The sequence below is a fragment of the Cryobacterium sp. TMT2-18-2 genome (assembly GCF_004402245.1).
Taxonomy (GTDB): Bacteria; Actinomycetota; Actinomycetes; order Actinomycetales; family Microbacteriaceae; genus Cryobacterium; species Cryobacterium sandaracinum.
Genome location: NZ_SOFU01000024.1, coordinates 1 through 17,447 on the forward strand (window position 1 = coordinate 1; position 17,447 = coordinate 17,447).

At 67.9% G+C, this 17,447-nt stretch carries 16 protein-coding genes and 1 pseudogene; 8 read left to right on the forward strand and 9 right to left on the reverse strand.

The window, feature by feature from the left end:
• Together E3O22_RS08005 and E3O22_RS08010 are read left to right on the forward strand one after the other, a co-directional pair.
• The coding region (locus tag E3O22_RS08005; RefSeq protein ID WP_174722051.1) for a transposase at nt 1–236 on the forward strand (236 nt) is incomplete at its 5' end.
• A gap of 58 nt (nt 237–294) precedes the next feature.
• Nucleotides 295–1,404: pseudogene (locus E3O22_RS08010) on the forward strand (ISL3 family transposase); the annotation flags it as partial.
• A gap of 97 nt (nt 1,405–1,501) precedes the next feature.
• Here E3O22_RS08010 and E3O22_RS08015 read toward each other — a convergent pair.
• The gene (locus E3O22_RS08015) at nt 1,502–3,724 is read right to left on the reverse strand and encodes a cell wall-binding repeat-containing protein (protein ID WP_166784596.1); all 2,223 of its coding nucleotides are present in this window, start codon (nt 3,722–3,724) and stop codon (nt 1,502–1,504) included.
• A 170-nt stretch (nt 3,725–3,894) separates the two neighbouring features.
• On the opposite strand from E3O22_RS08015, the gene rfbB reads away from it, so the two are divergent.
• Genes rfbB through E3O22_RS08030 form a run of 3 tightly spaced genes read left to right on the forward strand, consistent with a single transcriptional unit; the run spans nt 3,895 to nt 6,877 of the window.
• Nucleotides 3,895–4,881, forward strand: a complete 987-nt coding sequence (gene rfbB, locus E3O22_RS08020) for a dTDP-glucose 4,6-dehydratase (protein WP_134395245.1) — start codon at nt 3,895–3,897, stop codon at nt 4,879–4,881.
• Nucleotides 4,881–5,735 (forward strand): dTDP-4-dehydrorhamnose reductase, encoded by an 855-nt coding sequence (rfbD, locus tag E3O22_RS08025; RefSeq protein WP_134395246.1) that lies wholly within the window; start codon nt 4,881–4,883, stop codon nt 5,733–5,735. Before rfbB ends, rfbD begins: the two co-directional genes overlap by 1 nt.
• On the forward strand, nt 5,732–6,877 hold the full coding sequence (locus E3O22_RS08030) for a glycosyltransferase family 1 protein (protein WP_134395247.1): 1,146 nt from the start codon (nt 5,732–5,734) through the stop codon (nt 6,875–6,877). The genes rfbD and E3O22_RS08030 overlap by 4 nt, the downstream gene beginning before the upstream one ends.
• A 50-nt stretch (nt 6,878–6,927) precedes the next feature.
• Here E3O22_RS08030 and E3O22_RS08035 read toward each other — a convergent pair whose 3' ends face one another.
• The 3 genes from E3O22_RS08035 to E3O22_RS08045 form a co-directional block, all read right to left on the reverse strand.
• Complete coding sequence (locus E3O22_RS08035; RefSeq protein WP_134395285.1) at nt 6,928–8,286, reverse strand: LCP family protein; 1,359 nt, start codon at nt 8,284–8,286, stop codon at nt 6,928–6,930.
• Nucleotides 8,286–8,753, reverse strand: a complete 468-nt coding sequence (purE, locus tag E3O22_RS08040) for a 5-(carboxyamino)imidazole ribonucleotide mutase (protein ID WP_104100370.1) — start codon at nt 8,751–8,753, stop codon at nt 8,286–8,288. The genes E3O22_RS08035 and purE overlap by 1 nt, the downstream gene beginning before the upstream one ends.
• Before the next feature lie 87 nt (nt 8,754–8,840).
• On the reverse strand, nt 8,841–9,977 hold the full coding sequence (locus E3O22_RS08045) for a 5-(carboxyamino)imidazole ribonucleotide synthase (RefSeq protein ID WP_134395248.1): 1,137 nt from the start codon (nt 9,975–9,977) through the stop codon (nt 8,841–8,843).
• Nucleotides 9,978–10,098: 121 nt separating this feature from the next.
• Between E3O22_RS08045 and E3O22_RS08050 the strand changes: the two genes are divergently transcribed.
• A complete protein-coding gene (locus tag E3O22_RS08050) occupies nt 10,099–10,590 on the forward strand; it encodes a GtrA family protein (RefSeq protein WP_134395249.1) in 492 nt (163 codons plus the stop codon).
• On the opposite strand, the gene E3O22_RS08055 is transcribed toward E3O22_RS08050, so the two are convergent.
• Entirely contained in the window at nt 10,587–11,144 is a 558-nt protein-coding gene (locus E3O22_RS08055) for a PH domain-containing protein (RefSeq protein WP_241976566.1), read from the reverse strand. The genes E3O22_RS08050 and E3O22_RS08055 overlap by 4 nt on opposite strands.
• Before the next feature lie 6 nt (nt 11,145–11,150).
• Nucleotides 11,151–11,993, reverse strand: coding sequence for a biotin--[acetyl-CoA-carboxylase] ligase (locus E3O22_RS08060; RefSeq protein WP_134395250.1), 843 nt, complete (start codon nt 11,991–11,993; stop codon nt 11,151–11,153).
• A gap of 186 nt (nt 11,994–12,179) precedes the next feature.
• Between E3O22_RS08060 and E3O22_RS08065 the strand changes: the two genes are divergently transcribed.
• Nucleotides 12,180–13,793 carry an acyl-CoA carboxylase subunit beta gene (locus E3O22_RS08065; RefSeq protein WP_370247467.1) on the forward strand — a complete coding sequence of 538 codons (1,614 nt, stop codon included), beginning with the start codon at nt 12,180–12,182 and terminating at the stop codon, nt 13,791–13,793.
• A gap of 9 nt (nt 13,794–13,802) precedes the next feature.
• The gene (locus tag E3O22_RS16310; RefSeq protein ID WP_241976567.1) at nt 13,803–14,126 is read left to right on the forward strand and encodes a hypothetical protein; all 324 of its coding nucleotides are present in this window, start codon (nt 13,803–13,805) and stop codon (nt 14,124–14,126) included.
• A 293-nt stretch (nt 14,127–14,419) separates the two neighbouring features.
• Here the strand turns inward: E3O22_RS16310 and E3O22_RS08075 are convergent, their stop codons facing one another.
• The 3 genes from E3O22_RS08075 to E3O22_RS08085 are packed head-to-tail and all read right to left on the reverse strand — an operon-like array spanning nt 14,420 to nt 17,428.
• A complete protein-coding gene (locus tag E3O22_RS08075) occupies nt 14,420–15,460 on the reverse strand; it encodes a hypothetical protein (protein ID WP_134395253.1) in 1,041 nt (346 codons plus the stop codon).
• Nucleotides 15,457–16,755: a sensor histidine kinase gene (locus E3O22_RS08080; RefSeq protein WP_134395254.1), complete on the reverse strand. Its 1,299-nt coding sequence runs from the start codon at nt 16,753–16,755 to the stop codon at nt 15,457–15,459. Before E3O22_RS08080 ends, E3O22_RS08075 begins: the two co-directional genes overlap by 4 nt.
• Nucleotides 16,742–17,428, reverse strand: a complete 687-nt coding sequence (locus tag E3O22_RS08085) for a response regulator transcription factor (RefSeq protein ID WP_104171437.1) — start codon at nt 17,426–17,428, stop codon at nt 16,742–16,744. Before E3O22_RS08085 ends, E3O22_RS08080 begins: the two co-directional genes overlap by 14 nt.
• Nucleotides 17,429–17,447 lie beyond the last annotated feature (19 nt).

Below are 17,447 nucleotides of genomic sequence, written 5' to 3' on the forward strand. Positions count from 1 at the left end.
CGCTAGAACGCGTCAACAAAGAGATCAAACGCCGCACCGACGTCGTCGGCGTTTTCCCCAACGCGGCGGCCCTGTTGCGCCTGGCCGGGTCGGTGTTGATCGAGCAGCAGGACGAGTGGGAGGCCGGCGAACGACGCTACTTCTCCGAAGCATCAATGCTCGAGCTGGCCACCATGAACAACCCCATCGAAGTCCTCGACGAGGCGGTGATACTCCCCGAACTCGCCGCCGCCTAAACTGGAACCACTGACCCGCACGGTGTCGAGAAACTCCACCACTCCGCGGGACGTGACCGGGCGCCGCCGGTGGCGGGGATTGGATTTCGGCTCGACCCGGGTCTTTCTGGAGGCGGATGCCCCGCGGGTCTCGTGCCGGGAGCACGGTGTGATCGTGGCTGCGGTGCCATGGGCGCGGCACCAGGCCGGCCACACCCGCCACTTCGATTCATATGTCGCGTGGCTGGCCACTCAAACCTCGAAAACCGCGGCAACTCAGTTGATGCGGATCGCATGGCGCACGGTCGGGGCGATCATCACCCGGGTTTGGGCTGACACGGAAGAGCTCCATGATCCCTTCGCCGGGCTCACCCGGATCGGGATCGATGAGATCTCCTTCAAGCGCGGCCGGAAGTTCTTGACTGTGGTCGTGGACCACGATTCGGGGCGCCTGGTCTGGGCTGCTCCGGGCCAGGACAAGGCCACCCTGGGCGCGTTCTTCGATGCGCTCGGCGCGGAACGATCCGCCCTGATCACGCATGTTTCCGCGGATGGGGCCGCGTGGATCGCGTCGGTCGTCGCAGCACGCTGCCCGAACGCAGTCCGCTGCGCGGACCCGTTCCACGTCGTGAAGTGGGCCACGGAAGCCCTCGATGAAGTTCGCAAGGCCGCCTGGACCGAGGCCCGCAAACAGGCCCGCCTAAACGAGTCCCGCACGGTTGGCCGGCCCGTGCACGACGCCCCGGCCCGGCCTCACAGCGAGCACGCGAAGTTGATGATGAACTCCCGCTACGCGCTCTGGAAAAACCCCGAGAACCTCACCGAGAAACAACAGATCAAGCTGGCCTGGGTCGTTCACACCAACCCGGCCCTGGGCCGGGCCTACTACCTCAAAGAAGGCCTCCGGCTGGTCTTCAAGCTGCCCCGCGACGAAGCCGCCGAGGCCCTGGACAAGTGGGTCGGATGGGCACGCCGCAGCCGGATCCCGTCGTTCGTGAAACTCCAACGCTCCATCGTCAAGCACCGGGCCGCGATCCTTGCATCGATCGAGCACGGCCTCTCCAACGGCCGCATCGAATCCGTCAATACCAAGATCCGACTGCTCACCCGCATCGCGTTCGGCTTCAAATCACCCGACGCCCTCATCGCCCTCGCCATGCTCAGCCTCGGCGGCCACAAACCAGTGCTCCAGGCCGGGATTAACCCACGGTTACGACAGGAGAGCCAATATCTCCGTCGAATTCGTTCGGGGTGTGGCGGAGCGGCTCGCACGACCGGCTATCCGGTCAGGGGAGGTAGCCCGCGAGCTGTCTGGCGACCGCCTCCGAGACGGAGGCTTCCCCTCCCAAAACGATGATCTTCCCGGGCTTGAGGCGGAGGAGTTCCACCCGTATCGACTCCGGGATGCTGTCAGCCAGCACCAGGAGGATCGATGCGCCGTCCTTGGCCGCGACCGGCGCCCCCGACAGCGCATCCGGGAACTTCAGCCCGTTCGCGATGTACACCGCGCCACCCGTCACCGGGAATTTCTGCTTCGAGATGTCCGCCGATGCGGAGAACCGGTCAGCGCCCGCCAGCCGGGTCACCTGGCCCGGCGCCCAGCGCGTCAGCGCCGTCTCCACGGCCGCATTCACCGATGCCGGACCCCCCAGGATCACGATCTTCGCCGGGGCCAGCCGATCCAGCTCGGTCCGGATCGTTGGCGGAATGGCGTCGGCTGTCACCAGGAGAACCGGCGCGCCGTCCCTGGCCGCGACCGGTGCCCCCGACAGCGCATCCGGGAATTTGAGCCCGTTCGCAATGTAGACAGTCCGTCCGGCCTCCGTGAACGTTGCCGCCGAGATGGCCGCGGACGCGGCGAAGCGGTCAGCGCCTGCCAGCCGAGTCACGCGGCCGAGAGTCAAGGGAACCAACGCTGTCTCGACGGTCGTGCCCACGGACGCCGGACCACCCAGAATCACGATCTTCCCCGGTTTGAGTCGCTCCAGCTCCGTCTTGATCGAGGCCGGGATGCTGCCTGGCAGCACCAGCAGAATCGGAGCCCCCTCCCGGGCCGCAACCGGCGCCCCCGACAGCGCATCCGGGAAATTGAGCCCGCTCGCCACGTACGCCGTGTCAACGCCGGGAGCGAAGTTCGCCGCGGAAATCGCCGCAGATGCCGAGAACCGGTCTGCCCCTGACAGACGGGGAATCGGACTGAGCAGGGAGACCGTCACCGAAACGGTGCCGCCGGAGATGACCCCCACCGTCACCCTGACACCCTGGGACCGCGTTTCGAGGCTCTGGCCTGCCGACAGGTAGAGCTTGTGGCCATCGATGCTGCCCGCATCCGGACTCAGGAGAACGACGGACGATCCGTCGTCGCGCAGGGTCAGAACCCGCACGCCTGTGCTGATGCCGTAGCCACCGAGCTGTCCCCCCGCATACAGGGCACCGGTGTCGGAGCCGCCGCCACCACGGAAGTCGACATAGTAGATGCTCCCCGTGACCGGATCGGTGATGGCCAGGGCCCGACGCCCGGATGCCGCCCCGGTCGTCGAGAGTGAGGTGACGACCTCCAGGGTGTTCCCACCTGCGGGCAGGGCGATCGCCTGGACCTCACCGTCCGACAGCGCGCCGAGCCGCAGTTTGTGCGTGACATTCAGGGCGGTGGGCACCACATTGGACACGCCGTTCATGGTGAAGGCCAACCCCATCACGTCGTACAGGTCCATATACAGATCGTCAAAGCATCCGTCCGAGAAAGTTCCGGTGGAGGAATCGAGCTGGCCCTCGCTGATCGTTGCGTCCGGACAGAAATGAACATTGGAGTGATTCAGCCCCAGGTTGTGGCCGAACTCGTGTGCGACCACATCCAGGTTGGTGGCACCGCCCACGGAAACCCAGATGACGCCACCGTTGTTGCCGCTCACCGGAGCCGAAAAGCTGCCGACGGAACCCACGCCGGTGCCGCCGCAACCGTCCGGCACCAGAACCATCAGGTGGCGGGCCGCGGTGGACACGTAGTGACCGAGGTCCGGATGCCCGAAGGCTGCTCCCGCTTCCTCCCAGATCGTGTGCAGCTGGTCGCACACGTTACCGCTGGCGTAGCGACGGATGCTGGGATCGGGTGTCAGCGACACCACCTGGTTCTTCGACTGGGCCTTCCAATACGCGCCCGTCTCGGCAACCAGCTGGCGGACCGCCGCGTCCGTGATGAACGTCAACGGCCCCGCAGCGTCGGCGGGCATGACGACGGCAACATCGATCGTGTGCGCTGCGGCTGCGAAGTCGGCGACCGAAAATTCCGGCGGGGCCGCCGACCGCGCCTCCGGGCCGACCGGGACGCCCAGGAGGTCCGCCGGGCTCACCGTGTCGTCAGCGAGGTCGTGCGCGCGCACCGGGCCGGACTCGGCCGTGAGCTTCGGCGTGGCGAAGGCCCCGGCGGTTCCGCCCTGGAGCAGGGCAAGGCACAGGAATAGTGACGTCGCTATCGCGAGACGCGACCCTGCTACTTGTGAAATGGCCATGGCAACTCGTTCCCCGCGCGTCGAGTACGACCCAGTGCCGTGCCCCCCCTCGAATCCAAGCAGCATTTCAACGACAGGGGAAGGCACCCGTTCGGGCACCCTCAGGAAGAGCCGCGCGCGCCCGGTAGTATAGGCGCGGCACTTTACGTTTACAGACAGGGCACACACATATGAAGATCCTCGTCACCGGCGGAGCCGGTTTCATCGGCTCAAACTTTGTTCGGCGCACCCTCGAAGACGCCTACCCGGGCCTCGAAGGAGCCGAGGTCGTCGTGCTCGACGCCCTCACCTACTCGGGCAACCTCGAGAACCTGGCCCCCGTCGCCGGGTCCCCGCGTTACTCGTTCGTGCACGGCGACATCCGTGACGCCGCACTGCTCGACGAGCTCTTCCCTTCTCTCGACGCCGTGGTGCACTTCGCCGCCGAGTCCCACGTGGACCGCTCGGTGCGCGACGCGTCGATCTTCGTCGAGACGAACGTGCTCGGCACGCAGCAGCTGCTCGACGCGGCGCTCCGCCACAACCTGGCCCGGTTCGTGCACGTCTCCACCGACGAGGTCTACGGATCCATCGCCGAGGGATCGTGGAACGAGGAGCGCGCGCTCGAGCCGAACTCCCCCTACTCCGCGTCGAAGGCCGGCAGCGACCTGCTCGCGCGCAGCTACCACCGCACGCACGGTCTGAATATCTCGATCACGCGCTGCTCGAACAACTACGGGCCGTACCACTTCCCGGAGAAGGTCATCCCGCTGTTCGTCACCAACCTGATCGACGGCTTGCACGTTCCCCTCTATGGCGAGGGAAACAACATCCGTGACTGGCTGCACGTGGACGACCACACCCGCGCCATCGCGATGGTGCTCTCACGCGGCCGCGCCGGTGAGATCTACAACATCGGCGGCGGTACCGAGCTGACCAACAAGGAGCTCACGCAGATGCTGCTCGACTCCGCCGGCAAGGACTGGTCCTACGTCGACCGCGTCGCCGACCGCCTCGGCCACGACCTGCGCTACTCCGTGGATATCTCGAAGATCCAGGCCGAACTCGGCTACGCACCGCTGGTTCCGTTCGAGCAGGGGCTCGCGGACGTCGTGCAGTGGTACCGGGACAACCGCAGCTGGTGGGAACCCCTCAAGGCCCGTGCGGCATTGAGCTGATGACCCGCTATCTGATCACCGGCGCGGCCGGGATGCTCGGACGCGACCTGCAGGCCGCCCTCGCCGGCCGCGACGTCACGGCATACGACCGCACCGAGCTGGACATCACCGACCGAGCCGCGGTTCTGGCTCAGGTCATCGGCTACGACGTCATCATCAACGCCGCCGCCTACACGCAGGTAGACGACGCCGAGACGAACGAAGATGCCGCGTACGCGATCAACGCGACCGGCCCCCACAACCTGGCGCTGGCCGCATCCGCCACCGGGGCGAATCTCGTGCAGATCTCGACCGACTACGTGTTCGACGGCAGCGCCACCGCGCCCTACGCGGAAAACACCGAGATCGACCCGATCTCCGCCTACGGTCGCACCAAGGCCGCCGGCGAGGCGTTCGTGCTGCAGGAACACCCGTCGGGCAGCTACATCGTGCGCACGGCCTGGCTCTATGGCCAACACGGCCCGAACTTCCCCAAGACCATGCTGAAGCTGGCTGCAGCCCGCGACACCCTCAGCGTCGTCGACGACCAGGTCGGTCAGCCAACCTGGACCGCCGACCTGGCCGCGCAGATCGTCGCCCTGCTCGATTCCGACGCCCCCGCCGGCATCTACCACGGCACCAGCTCCGGAGTGACGAGCTGGTTCGGCTTCGCCCGGGCCGTCTTCGCCACAGCCGGCCTTGACCCTGAACGGGTCACCCCGACCGACAGTTCGCAGTTCGTGCGCCCGGCCCCCCGTCCCACATATTCGGTGCTCGGCCACGATGCCTGGGCTGCCGCCGGGCTGTCCCCCATTCGCGACTGGCGCGAGGCTCTGGCCGCGGCGGCCGAGCAGGGGATCTTCGCGGACCGATGACCACACTGAGAGTCGTCCTGGACCAGATGATTGCACCGGTCCCGGGCGGCATCGGGCGTTACACCGAAGAACTGACCCGGGCCCTGATCGCGGCGGCGCCGGCCGGTTGCGACGTCGAAGGAATCGTGTCGTCGGCGTCGGCCGAGCACTACGCCAGGGTCGAGGCGTCCCTGCCGGGTCTGGCCAGTCTGCACAAGACCACGTTGCCGCGGCGCGAGCTCACGGCGGCCTGGCAACTGGGCATCGCCAACAGTTCCGGGTCGGGCATGATCCATGCCCCCTCCCTGCTGGCGCCCCTGCGCAAGCACAGCATCGTCAACGACGGCACCCAGGTGACCGTCACCATTCACGACGTGCTGGCCTGGACGCATCCGGAGGCGCTCACTCCGGCGACCGTCGCCTGGACGAAGGTCATGGTCAAACGCGCCCGCAAACACGCGGATGCGATCGTGGTGCCCAGCCACGCCGTGGCCCACCAGCTCGCGGACATCGTCGACCTCGGCGACCGCGTACGGGTGATCGGCGGCGGAATCGGCAGCGGCCTCCGCCTTCCGTCTAACTCCTCCGCGACGGAGATCATCGCGGAACGCCTGGCGTTGCCGAACGAGTACATCGTCACCGTCGGCACGCTCGAGCCGCGGAAGGCCATCACGGCGCTGATCACGGCCCTGGGCCTGCCGGGAGCGCCGGATCTCCCGCTGATCGTTCTGGGACCGGCCGCCTGGGGTGAGCTCGACATGGCATCCGTCGCCGACGAGGCCGGCCTCCCGTGGGGCCGGGTGCGCGCCCTGAACGGGCTGACCGACGAAGAGTTGGCCGTGGTCATCTCCCGGGCGGCCGTGTTCGTCTACCCCAGCCGGGAAGAAGGCTTCGCCGGGCCGATGATCCAGGCGTTCCACCTGGGCACCCCGGTCGTGCATTCGGACGCCCCGGCCCTGGTCGAGGCCGCCGGCGACGCGGGGCTGGTCGTCGCGCGTGAGAAGGCCTCCGGGTACCCCGAACGACTGGCTGCGGCCGTCACCCAGGTGCTGAGCGACACCACTCTTGCAAACCGGCTGCGCATCTTCGGTACCGATCGAGCCCAGGCCTTCACCTGGCGCGATTCCGCCGAGCGCATCTGGTTGCTGCACGCGGACCTGTAACAGCACCACCGATTCCGGGGCCGTTCGACCGACCCCAGACCCAACCGACCCTACGGGACCGGTTCCGCCGTGGGCGGCGGAACCAGGGCGGCTTCGATCAGGCTGCGGATGACGTCGTAGTCGGGATCCTCCGGGTCGATGTCGTTTTCCGGCACCAACTCGACGGACTGGATCGGCAGCGCCTTCGTCTTCGACGCCAGGTGCGTGAAATAGCCGAGCATGCTCTGAGGGATGTCGGTCTTCACGACCTGGCTGCCGGCCGATGCAACCGCCTGGAACTTCGTCAGCACGTTGGCGGGGCTCGCCTGCTGCAGGATCGCCTCCTGCACCTGCCGCTGCCGCACCATCCGGTCGTAGTCGCTCGTGTCATGGCGTGAGCGTGCGTACCAGAGGGCGTGGTACCCGTCCATGTGCTGCCTGCCGGGCTCGAACCAGAAGGCAACCTCGGTGAAGGTCTCGTCGGTGTGCACCGGGACACGGTGGTCGACGTTGATGTCGACTCCGCCGAGCGCGTCGACGAGGTCGGAGAATCCCTGCATGTCGATCAATACGTAATACTGGATTGTCAGCCCGGTCACGCCCTGGGCCGCGTCGCGCATGCCTTCGATGCCGGGTTCGCTGCCGCTGTCGACAGCATCCGGGTACATCTCCGGGCTCTTCACCTCCACCTCGGTGTAGATCGAGTTCAGCATGCACGCGGAGACCTCACAACCGTCGATCGACCCGTACCCTTCCGGGTACAGGTCGGCGAGTGGCCCCGCAGAGAACGGCACGTCCTCCAGGTTGCGCGGCAAGCCGATCATGCTGGCCTGGCCGGTCTCCGCATCGATGCTGACCACGGAGATGCTGTCGGGGCGTAGACCCTCACGGTCGGGGCCGGCGTCGCCGCCGAGCAGCAGGATGTTGTAGCGGCCGTCGGCGGGCGGCTCCGTCGGGCCTGCCACGAAGACCGACGAGAGGAACCCGCTGGCCGTCGTGGCCACGTAGGCGCCGTACCCGGCCGTGCCGACCACGCCCACCATCAGTACCGTCGCGAGCCCGGCGATGATCGGGCGGGCCTTGGGGGTGGCGCGCACGAGCCGCACGAGACGCAGGGTGTCCAGGGACAGGATCAGCCAGACCACACCGTAGAAGGCCAGCAGCAGGGCGGCCGCCCACAGGCCGATCGAGTTGGTGAACACGGTCAGAGCGACGGCAGGCCAGAGAGTGTAGACGACCCCCACGACCACCGCGAGGGCGAGCAGCGTGAGCGTCATGCCGAGGCCGAACCGGCCGAGCCGACGGTTGCCGGCCAGCACCTGCGCGGAGCCGGGCAGCACGAAGTTGAGCACGACGAGCCACCAGGCCCGTTTGGTCATGATCGGGGCGGACCCGAGATCCGGATGCCGGATCGGCGTGCGTGCACTGATCATAGTTTTGCTTGGAGGTCCAGGTTCTTCTGCTCGACTTGTGCGGCGAGCATCTCCCGATAGCCGAGCAGCTTGACCCGCAGGGAGTCGTCGGCGATGGCAAGGACCTTGACGGCGATCAGGCCCGCGTTGCGTGCTCCGCCGATGGAGACGGTGGCCACGGGCACCCCGGCCGGCATCTGCACGATCGACAGGAGCGAGTCCAGGCCGTCGAGCCGACCCAGCGGAACGGGCACGCCCACCACCGGCAGGGTGGTCACGGCCGCGAGCATGCCGGGCAGGTGAGCAGCCCCTCCGGCGCCGGCGATGATCACCCGGATGCCGCGCGCATGGGCGCTCTGGCCGTACGCGATCATCTTCTCCGGGGTGCGGTGCGCGGAAACGACCTGCACCTCGAAGGGAACGTCGAAGTCGCGCAGGAGTTGCGCCGCGTCGCTCATCACCGGCCAGTCGGAATCGGAGCCCATCACGACGCCCACAAGCGGCGTCAGGGCGGTCTCGCGCGGAGCGGTCTCGAGCACAGGGTTGTCTGTCACGCAGTCGATCCTATTTGGTCAGTCCTGAAAAACTGCCGCTGCGGCCCGCGCCTGGTACGCGACGAGGTCCAAATCATCCCCGCCGACGGTCACATGGCCAACCTTGCGCCCCGGCCGGGGATCCTTGCCGTAGATGTGCACCTTGGCAGCCGGGTGGGCCTCGAACACGGCCGGGAAGCGCGCAGACAGGGTCCCCGACGCCGGTCCGCCGAGGATGTTGACCATGACCGTCCACGGGTCCCTGACGTCGGTCGCCCCGAGGGGAAGGTCGAGCACGGCGCGCAGGTGCTGCTCGAACTGGCTCGTCGTCGACCCCTCGATCGACCAGTGGCCGCTGTTGTGTGGGCGCATCGCCAACTCGTTGACCAGGATGCGTTCATCCGTCGTCTCGAACAGTTCGACGGCCAGCATGCCAGTGGCGCCGATGCCCTCGGCGATGCGCACGGCGATGTCGGCGGCGGCCCGGGCCAGCCTGCCCTCGGACTGGGGTGCGGGCGCGATGACCTCGGCGCAGACGCCGCCCTGCTGTACGGTCTCCACCACGGGCCAGAGTGCGATCTGGCCCGACGGTCGTCGCGCGACCAACTGTGCGAGCTCGCGACGGAACTCGACCAGCTCCTCCACCAGGAGGGCGCCGTCGTTGCCGTCTTCGGCGAGCGCGGCGAACCAGTCGTCGGCCTCGTGCTCGTGGGTGACCAGCCGAACGCCCTTGCCGTCGTAGCCGCCGCGGGCCGTCTTGACGACCGCCCGACCGTTGTGGGCGGCCAGGAACACACCCAGCTCGGCGGCGTTCTCGATCCGCGCCCAGTCGGGCACGGGCAGGCCCAGCTCGCTCAGGCGCTGACGCATCAACAGCTTGTCCTGGGCGAAGAGCAGCGCGTCGGGGCCCGGGTGCACGGCCACGCCCCTGGCCACGAGCTCGCGCAGGATCCCCTGCGGCACGTGCTCGTGGTCGAACGTAACGACGTCGACGGTGTCGGCGAAGGCCAGCACCACGTCTCGGTCGCGGTAGTCGCCCACCTGCACCGCGGCCAGGTCGGCCGACATGCCCTCGTTCTCGGCCAGAACCCGGATCCGGATGCCCAGGTTGACAGCCGCCGGAATCATCATCCTGGCCAACTGGCCGCCGCCGATAACGCCCACAGTCGTGTTCATCGCTCCACCAATTCCTTGGTACCGGTCATTCTCCGGTACGGGTTCTCTCAGGCTGCAGGCTGGACCTCGCCATAGACTCAGGTTCTCGACCTCTATCTTTGCCCATCATCCGGAGGGATGCATGCCGAGTACACAGCGCCGATCAGCACGGCTTCTGGCTTTCGCCCACCAACTCGGCAAGTTCGGGGCTGTCGGCCTCGTCGGCTTCGTCGTGGACTTCACGGTCTTCAACCTGCTGCGCACCACGGTTTTCGACCCCACCGTGGTGGAGTCCGGACCGATCTACGCCAAAGTCGTGTCGACCACGCTGGCCATCCTCGTGAACTGGATCGGCAACCGCTTGTGGACCTTCGGGGCCAACCGGCAGTCGCGCACGCTGCGCGAGGCGGCCGAGTTCTTCGCGGTCAGTCTCGTCGGGATGGCCATCGGCCTCGCCTGCCTCTGGGTCAGCCGCTACGGGCTCGGCTATACCAGCCTGCTCGCCGACAACATCTCGTCGAACGTGATCGGGCTGGGCCTGGGCTCGGCCTTCCGTTTCGTGCTCTACCGGCACTGGGTTTTCTCCCCGCGGCGCACGGCGAGGGCCGCGTCGGAGCGGGCGCTGGTTGCCTAGCGGGAGCCCCAGTGCGCGGTCTCGTCGGCGAGTGCTGACTGTTCCTGGCGGCGCAAGCCCATCAAGGTATGCGAGGACTCCATCAGGTCGTGCAACACCTGTTGCACCAGGGCGGCGTTAGGCACGTCTTTCAAGACGAGCGGATGCTCCAGCCCGGCGTTGATCAGAACGTCACCCGAGTGGGCCAGCGACTGCAGCCAGTTCTGGCGCACCGTCACGTCGTAGCCGCGGCTGTGCAGCAATTCCTGGCGGGTGCGCACGAAGAATCCGTGGCGGAAGATGATGCGCCGGGTGGTGATCGTGTAGCGGTTGTTCAGCCACGACGCCAGCGGCAGCAGCCAGAGCAGCAGCACGAGGGCGGCCGCGGCTGCCAGCAGTGCGATATTCTGCCACGGCTCCGGCAGGGAACCGTAGAAGTACCCGGTCGCCGCGGAAATGGCCAGCAGCGCCAGGGTGGGCCAGAACAGAACTCGGGCGTGCGGCCGGAGCCCGGCCACGACCGACTCGGCCGGGGGAAGCGCCTCGGCCGCCCCGAAGCCCGCTGTCTTTGTCATAACCTATTAATACCGCAGGTGGGTGACATCCCCGGCGGCGACAGCCTGCAGTTCACCGTTCGCCTGGTCCTCGACGATGAGCCGGCCGCTTCGGTCGAGAGCAATCGCGGTGCCGACCAGGTCGGTGCTACCGGGAAGTTCCACCCGCACGACCCCACCGAGTGTGCCGCACACTTCGGTCACCGCGTGCAGCAGCCCGCTTTGGACCGGGTCGCCCTCCGCGTCGAGGAATGCCCGGGTGAGCTGCCGCAGTTCGGTGAGGTAGCGGGCGAGCACGGCATCCGGGTCGGGGGCCGAACCGGTCACCAGCAGCAGCGACGTCGAGGTGAGCGTGGGCAGATCGTGCTCGTCGAGGGACACGTTCAGGCCGGCGCCGATAACCAGCCCCTGCGCGTCGGGCAGCAGCTCCGAGAGGATGCCCGACACCTTGTAGCCGTCGATCAGCACGTCGTTGGGCCATTTCAGGGTGACCTCGTGCCGGGGCGCCTCCTCGCCGGCATCGTCCACCCGGGCTGCCAGGCTCGCCTCGACGACCGCGCGCACGGCCCGGGTCATCGCGACTCCAGCGAGCAGGGGAAACCAGCCGAAATGGCCGATCGGGAGCGGGGCGGCCGAGGCCCTCGGGCGGAGTAGCACCGAGATGGCCAGCGACTTTCCGGTGGGGGCGAGCCAGGTGCGACCCAATCGGCCGCGACCGCGAGTCTGGGTGTCGGTGACGACCGTCGACAGGTCGGGCCAGGCTGCGGCATCCTCGCCCGCAGCGTGGGCGACGAGCACGTCGTTCGTCGACCCGGTCTCGGGCAGGTACTCGAAACGCGGCACGACCTCGCGGCTGAGCGGAAACTCCATCTGGTTCTCTCTCCCTGTGGCTAACTCCTGTAATTCTGGCGAATACGGGCGCAAATGGCACAATTTCCGGCCCGAATCCGCCAATCCTCAGGAGTTGGCCACAGGAAGGCAGACGCACCCGACCAGCAAACCGGCCGGTTTTTGTAGACAATCGTCAACGATCGGGAGCAGGGGCTGGCCGGTAGAGTGAACCGCGTGACTGAGAACTCGCCCCTTGCGGGCCCCGACCTGTACACGACGGCTGGAAAGCTCGCCGACCTCAAGCTGCGCTATCACGAAGCCGTGACCGCCAGCGGCGAGGCCGCGATCGAGAAACAGCACGCCAAAGGCAAGATGACCGCGCGGGAACGCATCGACCTGCTGCTCGACCAGGGCTCCTTCGTCGAGATCGACGAGTTCGTGCGACACCGCACGCACGCATTCGGCATGGAGAAGAAGCGGCCCTACGGCGACGCGGTCGTCACGGGCACCGGCACCATCCACGGCCGCCAGGTCTGCGTCTACTCGCAGGACTTCACCATCTTCGGCGGCTCGCTCGGCGAGGTTGCCGGCGAGAAGATCATCAAGGTGATGGATCTCGCCCTCAAGACCGGTGTGCCCATCATCGGCATCCTCGACTCCGGCGGAGCGCGCATCCAGGAGGGCGTCGTCGCCCTCGGCAAGTACGGCGAGATCTTTCGCCGGAACACGGCCGCGTCCGGCGTCATCCCGCAGATCTCGATCATCTGCGGCCCCGCCGCCGGCGGCGCCGTCTACTCCCCTGCCCTGACCGACTTCGTGATCATGGTCGACAAGACCAGCCAGATGTTCGTCACCGGTCCCGACGTGATCAAGACCGTCACCGGTGAAGACGTCGGCATGGAAGAGCTCGGCGGCGCGCTCACGCACAACACGATCTCCGGTGTGGCGCACTACCTGGCCAGCGACGAGCCCGACGCCCTCGACTACGCCCGCACCCTGCTCAGCTTCCTGCCGGACAACAACCTGGCCGACCTGCCCGTCTTCGACAGCGACATCGAGCTCGAGACGACGGATGGCGACCGGGGCCTGAACACGATCATCCCCGATTCCGCGCACCAGCCTTACGACGTGAAGACCGTGATCGAGCACATCGTCGACCACGGCGACTTCCTCGAGACGCAGCCGTTGTTCGCCCCGAACATCGTCGTCGGCTTCGCCCGCGTCGAGGGACGCTCGATCGGCATCGTCGCCAACCAGCCCAACGCCATGGCCGGCACGCTCAACATTCCGGCCGGCGAGAAGGCCGCCCGGTTCGTGCGTTTCTGCGACGCGTTCTCGATTCCGATCCTCACCCTGGTCGACGTGCCGGGCTTCCTTCCCGGCACCGACCAGGAGTGGACCGGAATCATCCGCCGCGGCGCCAAGCTGCTCTACGCCTACGCGGAGGCGACCGTGCCTCTGGTCACCGTCATCCTGCGCAAGGCCTACGGCGGCGCGTACATCGTGATGGGCTCCAAGCAGCTCGGCGCGGACATCAACCTGGCCTGGCCGACCGCGGAGATCGCCGTGATGGGCGGCCAAGGCGCCGTGAACATCCTGTACCGTGCCGAGATCAAGAAGGCCGAAGCAGCCGAGGAGGATGTTGCCGCCGTGCGCACCCGGCTGGCCAACGAGTACACCTACAACGTGGCGAGTCCCTTCCTGGCGGCCGAGCGCGGCGAACTGGACGGCATCATCGAGCCGGCCACGACCCGCGTCGCGGTGACCAAGGCCCTGCGCGCCCTGCGCACCAAGCGAGCGAGTCTGCCGCCCAAGAAGCACGGAAACATTCCGCTGTAGGCGGGTGCTATGACCGATTCATCGAATGTTGCGAATGACCCGAGCTCCCCGAGCTCTTCGAGCTCAACCGAGGAGACCGAGGAGACCGAGGAGACCGAGGAGACCGAGGAGACCGAGGTTCCCCCGGTGCCCGGGCTGCGTTTCCTGACCCGCGGCGTCTCCCCCACAGAGGCGGCCGCCGTGTCGGCCGTTCTGCACGGCCTCGTGCGCGAGGAGAGCGACAACCTGCGCCAAGCACCCGTGCGCGGCCAGAGCGCCTGGCAACGCAGCCAGCGCAGTGTCCGGGTGGCTCTGACCCCCGGCGCAGGCCGCTGGCGCGGATTCTCGGCCTGAACCTTCGGTTCCCAACCGTCGGGGGCTCCCGGTCCCCCTAAATGCCGACTTTTTTTACCGAACCGGTTAGACCAGTGTTGTTATTGCTCGGTGATGCTCTCTAGAGTTCACAACTAAAGCCCGTCGACTAGGGTAAGCAGTCGGGTTTTGGGGGCGCGTCAGGGTGACATTCGGGTTGTCGCCCTGGCACGAAAGTCGAAAGGGATCAACCACGGTTGGTCCCTTTCGCATTTGCCGGCGTGACCCCGGCGTGGCCATGGCGTTGCCCGGGTGTAACCTCGCGTGCCGACCAGCTAGCCCGGGCTGGAGGACGTCAGGACCGGGTCGCGCGGGATCTCCAGCCACAGGTGCACCTCAGGCTCCGGTGACTCCTGGCCGAGGGCGCTCAGCTTCGCGTCTGCGCTGCTGAGACCCACCACGGTGACCGCGGTCGCGGACCCGTCGCCGGCGGTCCGGGCGATGATCGTGTCCGCCAGGGTGGAGTCGATCGCGGCCGCCAGAGTGTTGAGCACCGATTCCAGCTCCGCGCCGCGGATGTCGTCGATACTGCCCTCGTCGAGCAGGGTGACGATGGCGCCGCGGCGACGGGCGGCCATGACCGCGTCACGCACGGCGTCATTGAGCAGCTTCCGTCCGCGGATCTCGTCCCGCACTGCCGCCTCCAGGTAGCGGGACTCCTGACGCTGCTCGTCGTTCAGCATCCCGCCCTGGTCGATGATCCGGCGCAGCATCGGTGCCGCGAGCCGGATGGTCTGGGCGAGCCGCACCTGGCGCTCGTAGAGGTGCGCGTCCTGGGCGGCCTGCCACTCGGTGGCCTCCTGCTCGGCCAGGGCGTACTGCCGGGCGTCGCGACCCGCCTTGGCCAGCGCCCGCACCAGGATGACCGCGACCGCGACCCAGACCACACTGCCGATGACGCCCATGGAGCCCAGGGCCGCCGGGCCGGCCCAGAAAATCGTGTGCACGACCAGCGCCGCGGCGCCGACCCAGGCCAGGCCCGAGCGCCGGCGGGTGGCGGTAATGGTCATCAGGGTGCCCACGGCCGCGACATACCAGGTGGCGTAGCCGTTGTCGACGGAGCCGTCGAGCTGGCTCCCCACGAGCAGCGGCAGCATCGCACAGACAGCGACGTTGAAGAACGCCAGCCACACCGGCATCCGCATCGGGCTGGTCGGCCAGAGGCTGAGCACGGTCGCCACACCGTAGACGAGCAGCGCCAGGATCGTCGGCACCGGGCTGCGCGGCTGGCCCAGCGAGTAGAAGCCGAGCACGACGTGGTAGGCGGAGAACATTGCGGCCAGGGAGAGCACGAGTCCGCGCGGAACGGTGATCACTCGGGACCTCCTTCCGGGGCCGGCGGCCATTCGATGGTGATCGTCGTTCCGCGGCCCATCCCGGCGCGTACGCGCACGGATCCGCCGGCGCTGGCCACCCGGTCCTGGATCGAGATGCGCAGTCCGAGCCGTTCCGCCGGCACAAGCTGGGGGTCGAAGCCCACGCCGGTGTCGGCGATCGTGATCGTGCAGCCCCCGCGAGCGTTCCCGCTCATCGTGAGGGCACGGTCGGGCTCGAAGCTCGGCGTGCCGGCATGCTGGGCGCTGTTCACCATGGCTTGCACGCTCGCGGCGAGGATCGCCTCGCTCGCGTGGACCGGGAGGCGCAACCCGTCGATCTCGCACTCGTCGACGGTGAACGGCACCGGCAGCCGGTCGGCGGCGGCCCGGATCTGCGCGCTGAGCTCGCTGAAGGCAACCGTACTGTCGTCACCGGCAGGCACGATGGCGGCGTCGTTGAGCCGGGTGAGGGCATCAGAGGCCATGCCGGCGGCCAGCTCGGCCGCCTTCGGGCTGCCGGCCGCGGCCGCGGCGAGGAACGTGGCCAGCACGCTGTCGTGCACGATCGAGTCGACCTGCACGCGCTCGACCTCCGTCGCGTGCTGCCTCACGGCGTTCCCATACTGGTGCAGCGCGTTGGTCTGCGCGTTGTCGACCGCGAGGGCCGTCTGCCGCAGCATGAAGATGATGATCAGGATGACCTGGCCGAGGATTATCGCGTAGACCGTGTCCAGGGACGACAGTAGAACATCGGCGTTACCGCCGGACGGTGTCGACCGCACCACGCCGTAGACGATCGGCACGACCACCGTGTAGATGACGGCCGAGAACACCGGGAAGGCCAGAGCGGCGCAGGCCGTTGCGATGGTGCATATGTACCAGAGCCACGGTTTGCCGTCGAGCACGGCCGCGGGGTCACGCATCAGCATGGGCCAGGCCAGCAGCGCCGCCAGATAGAGCATCGCCACGGTTCCGGCGGATGCCCGCACCCCGACCTTGGTCACGGCGGCCACCACGACCGCCGCCAGCGACAGACCGAGCAGCAGCGGCGCGAGCAGACCCATCACCGGCACCCGCACCGGGGCCTGCGCGAGCATGATCGGCATCGCCTGGAGGGCGAAGACCACGCCGACGCCGGCGACGGAACGCGAGGCCACGACTTCGATCCGGGTGCGGCTGATCGGGTTGCGCGGCTGTTTGGGCCCCACGATCGGGTCGGAATCGAGCAGCTCGGCGTCCGAGTGCGCCGCGGTGGAGCCCAGAGGGCCGGAGCCCGCTGGCTTACCCGCGGGCATCTCCGCCATCCGGGTCGAGGCCCGGAAGGATTCCGTCTTCGACGGCGCGCCGGAGCAGGTCCACTTTGGTGGGTGCCGGACGGCCGACCTCCACGTATTTCACCCGGATCCGGTCGAGGTACTCACGGGCGGTCGAGTGAGCGATGCCAAGCTGCATCGCCACCATTTTCAGCGGGAGCCCCGACGCATAGAGGTGCAGCACGTCACGTTCGCGCCGCCCGAGCTGGGCCTTGGCGAAGTCGCGGTCGGCGTCGATGGCCGTGGCCCACTCGAGGTTGTTGAGAACGTCACCGCGGGCCACGGATGCGACGGCCGCCATGACCGTGGTGGTGGGGGACGATTTGGGGATGACGCCGGCCGCGCCCGCGGCAAGCGCCTCGCGCACCAGGGCGACCCGATCGGCGATGCTGTGCACGAGGACCGACGCGCCCGTGCTCTGGGCACGGTGCACATTGTCGGTGACGCGGGATCCATCGCCCAGCGACAGATCCAACACGATGACGTCCACGGCGCGGCCGTCGATGCCGTCCACGAGTTCCTGCACGGTGGGCGCGGTGAAGACGACCTCGTAGCCGACGTTCTCACAGGCCGCCTTGATGCCCAGGCGCACCGACTCGTGATCGTCGGCGATGCCCACCCGCACGGGATGGCCGAGTTCGAGGGCGCCGGGAATTCCCGGGGCCGAGGGGAGA

Excerpts from the sequence above, each read along its gene's own strand:
- E3O22_RS08015 (WP_166784596.1), bottom strand. The coding sequence starts at position 3,724 with ATGGCCATTTCACAAGTAGCAGGGTCGCGTCTCGCGATAGCGACGTCA.
- rfbB (WP_134395245.1), top strand. The coding sequence starts at position 3,895 with ATGAAGATCCTCGTCACCGGCGGAGCCGGTTTCATCGGCTCAAACTTT.
- rfbD (WP_134395246.1), top strand. The coding sequence starts at position 4,881 with ATGACCCGCTATCTGATCACCGGCGCGGCCGGGATGCTCGGACGCGAC.
- E3O22_RS08030 (WP_134395247.1), top strand. The coding sequence starts at position 5,732 with ATGACCACACTGAGAGTCGTCCTGGACCAGATGATTGCACCGGTCCCG.
- purE (WP_104100370.1), bottom strand. The coding sequence starts at position 8,753 with ATGGGCTCCGATTCCGACTGGCCGGTGATGAGCGACGCGGCGCAACTC.
- E3O22_RS08045 (WP_134395248.1), bottom strand. The coding sequence starts at position 9,977 with ATGAACACGACTGTGGGCGTTATCGGCGGCGGCCAGTTGGCCAGGATG.
- E3O22_RS08050 (WP_134395249.1), top strand. The coding sequence starts at position 10,099 with ATGCCGAGTACACAGCGCCGATCAGCACGGCTTCTGGCTTTCGCCCAC.
- E3O22_RS08055 (WP_241976566.1), bottom strand. The coding sequence starts at position 11,144 with ATGACAAAGACAGCGGGCTTCGGGGCGGCCGAGGCGCTTCCCCCGGCC.
- E3O22_RS08060 (WP_134395250.1), bottom strand. The coding sequence starts at position 11,993 with ATGGAGTTTCCGCTCAGCCGCGAGGTCGTGCCGCGTTTCGAGTACCTG.
- E3O22_RS16310 (WP_241976567.1), top strand. The coding sequence starts at position 13,803 with ATGACCGATTCATCGAATGTTGCGAATGACCCGAGCTCCCCGAGCTCT.
- E3O22_RS08080 (WP_134395254.1), bottom strand. The coding sequence starts at position 16,755 with ATGCCCGCGGGTAAGCCAGCGGGCTCCGGCCCTCTGGGCTCCACCGCG.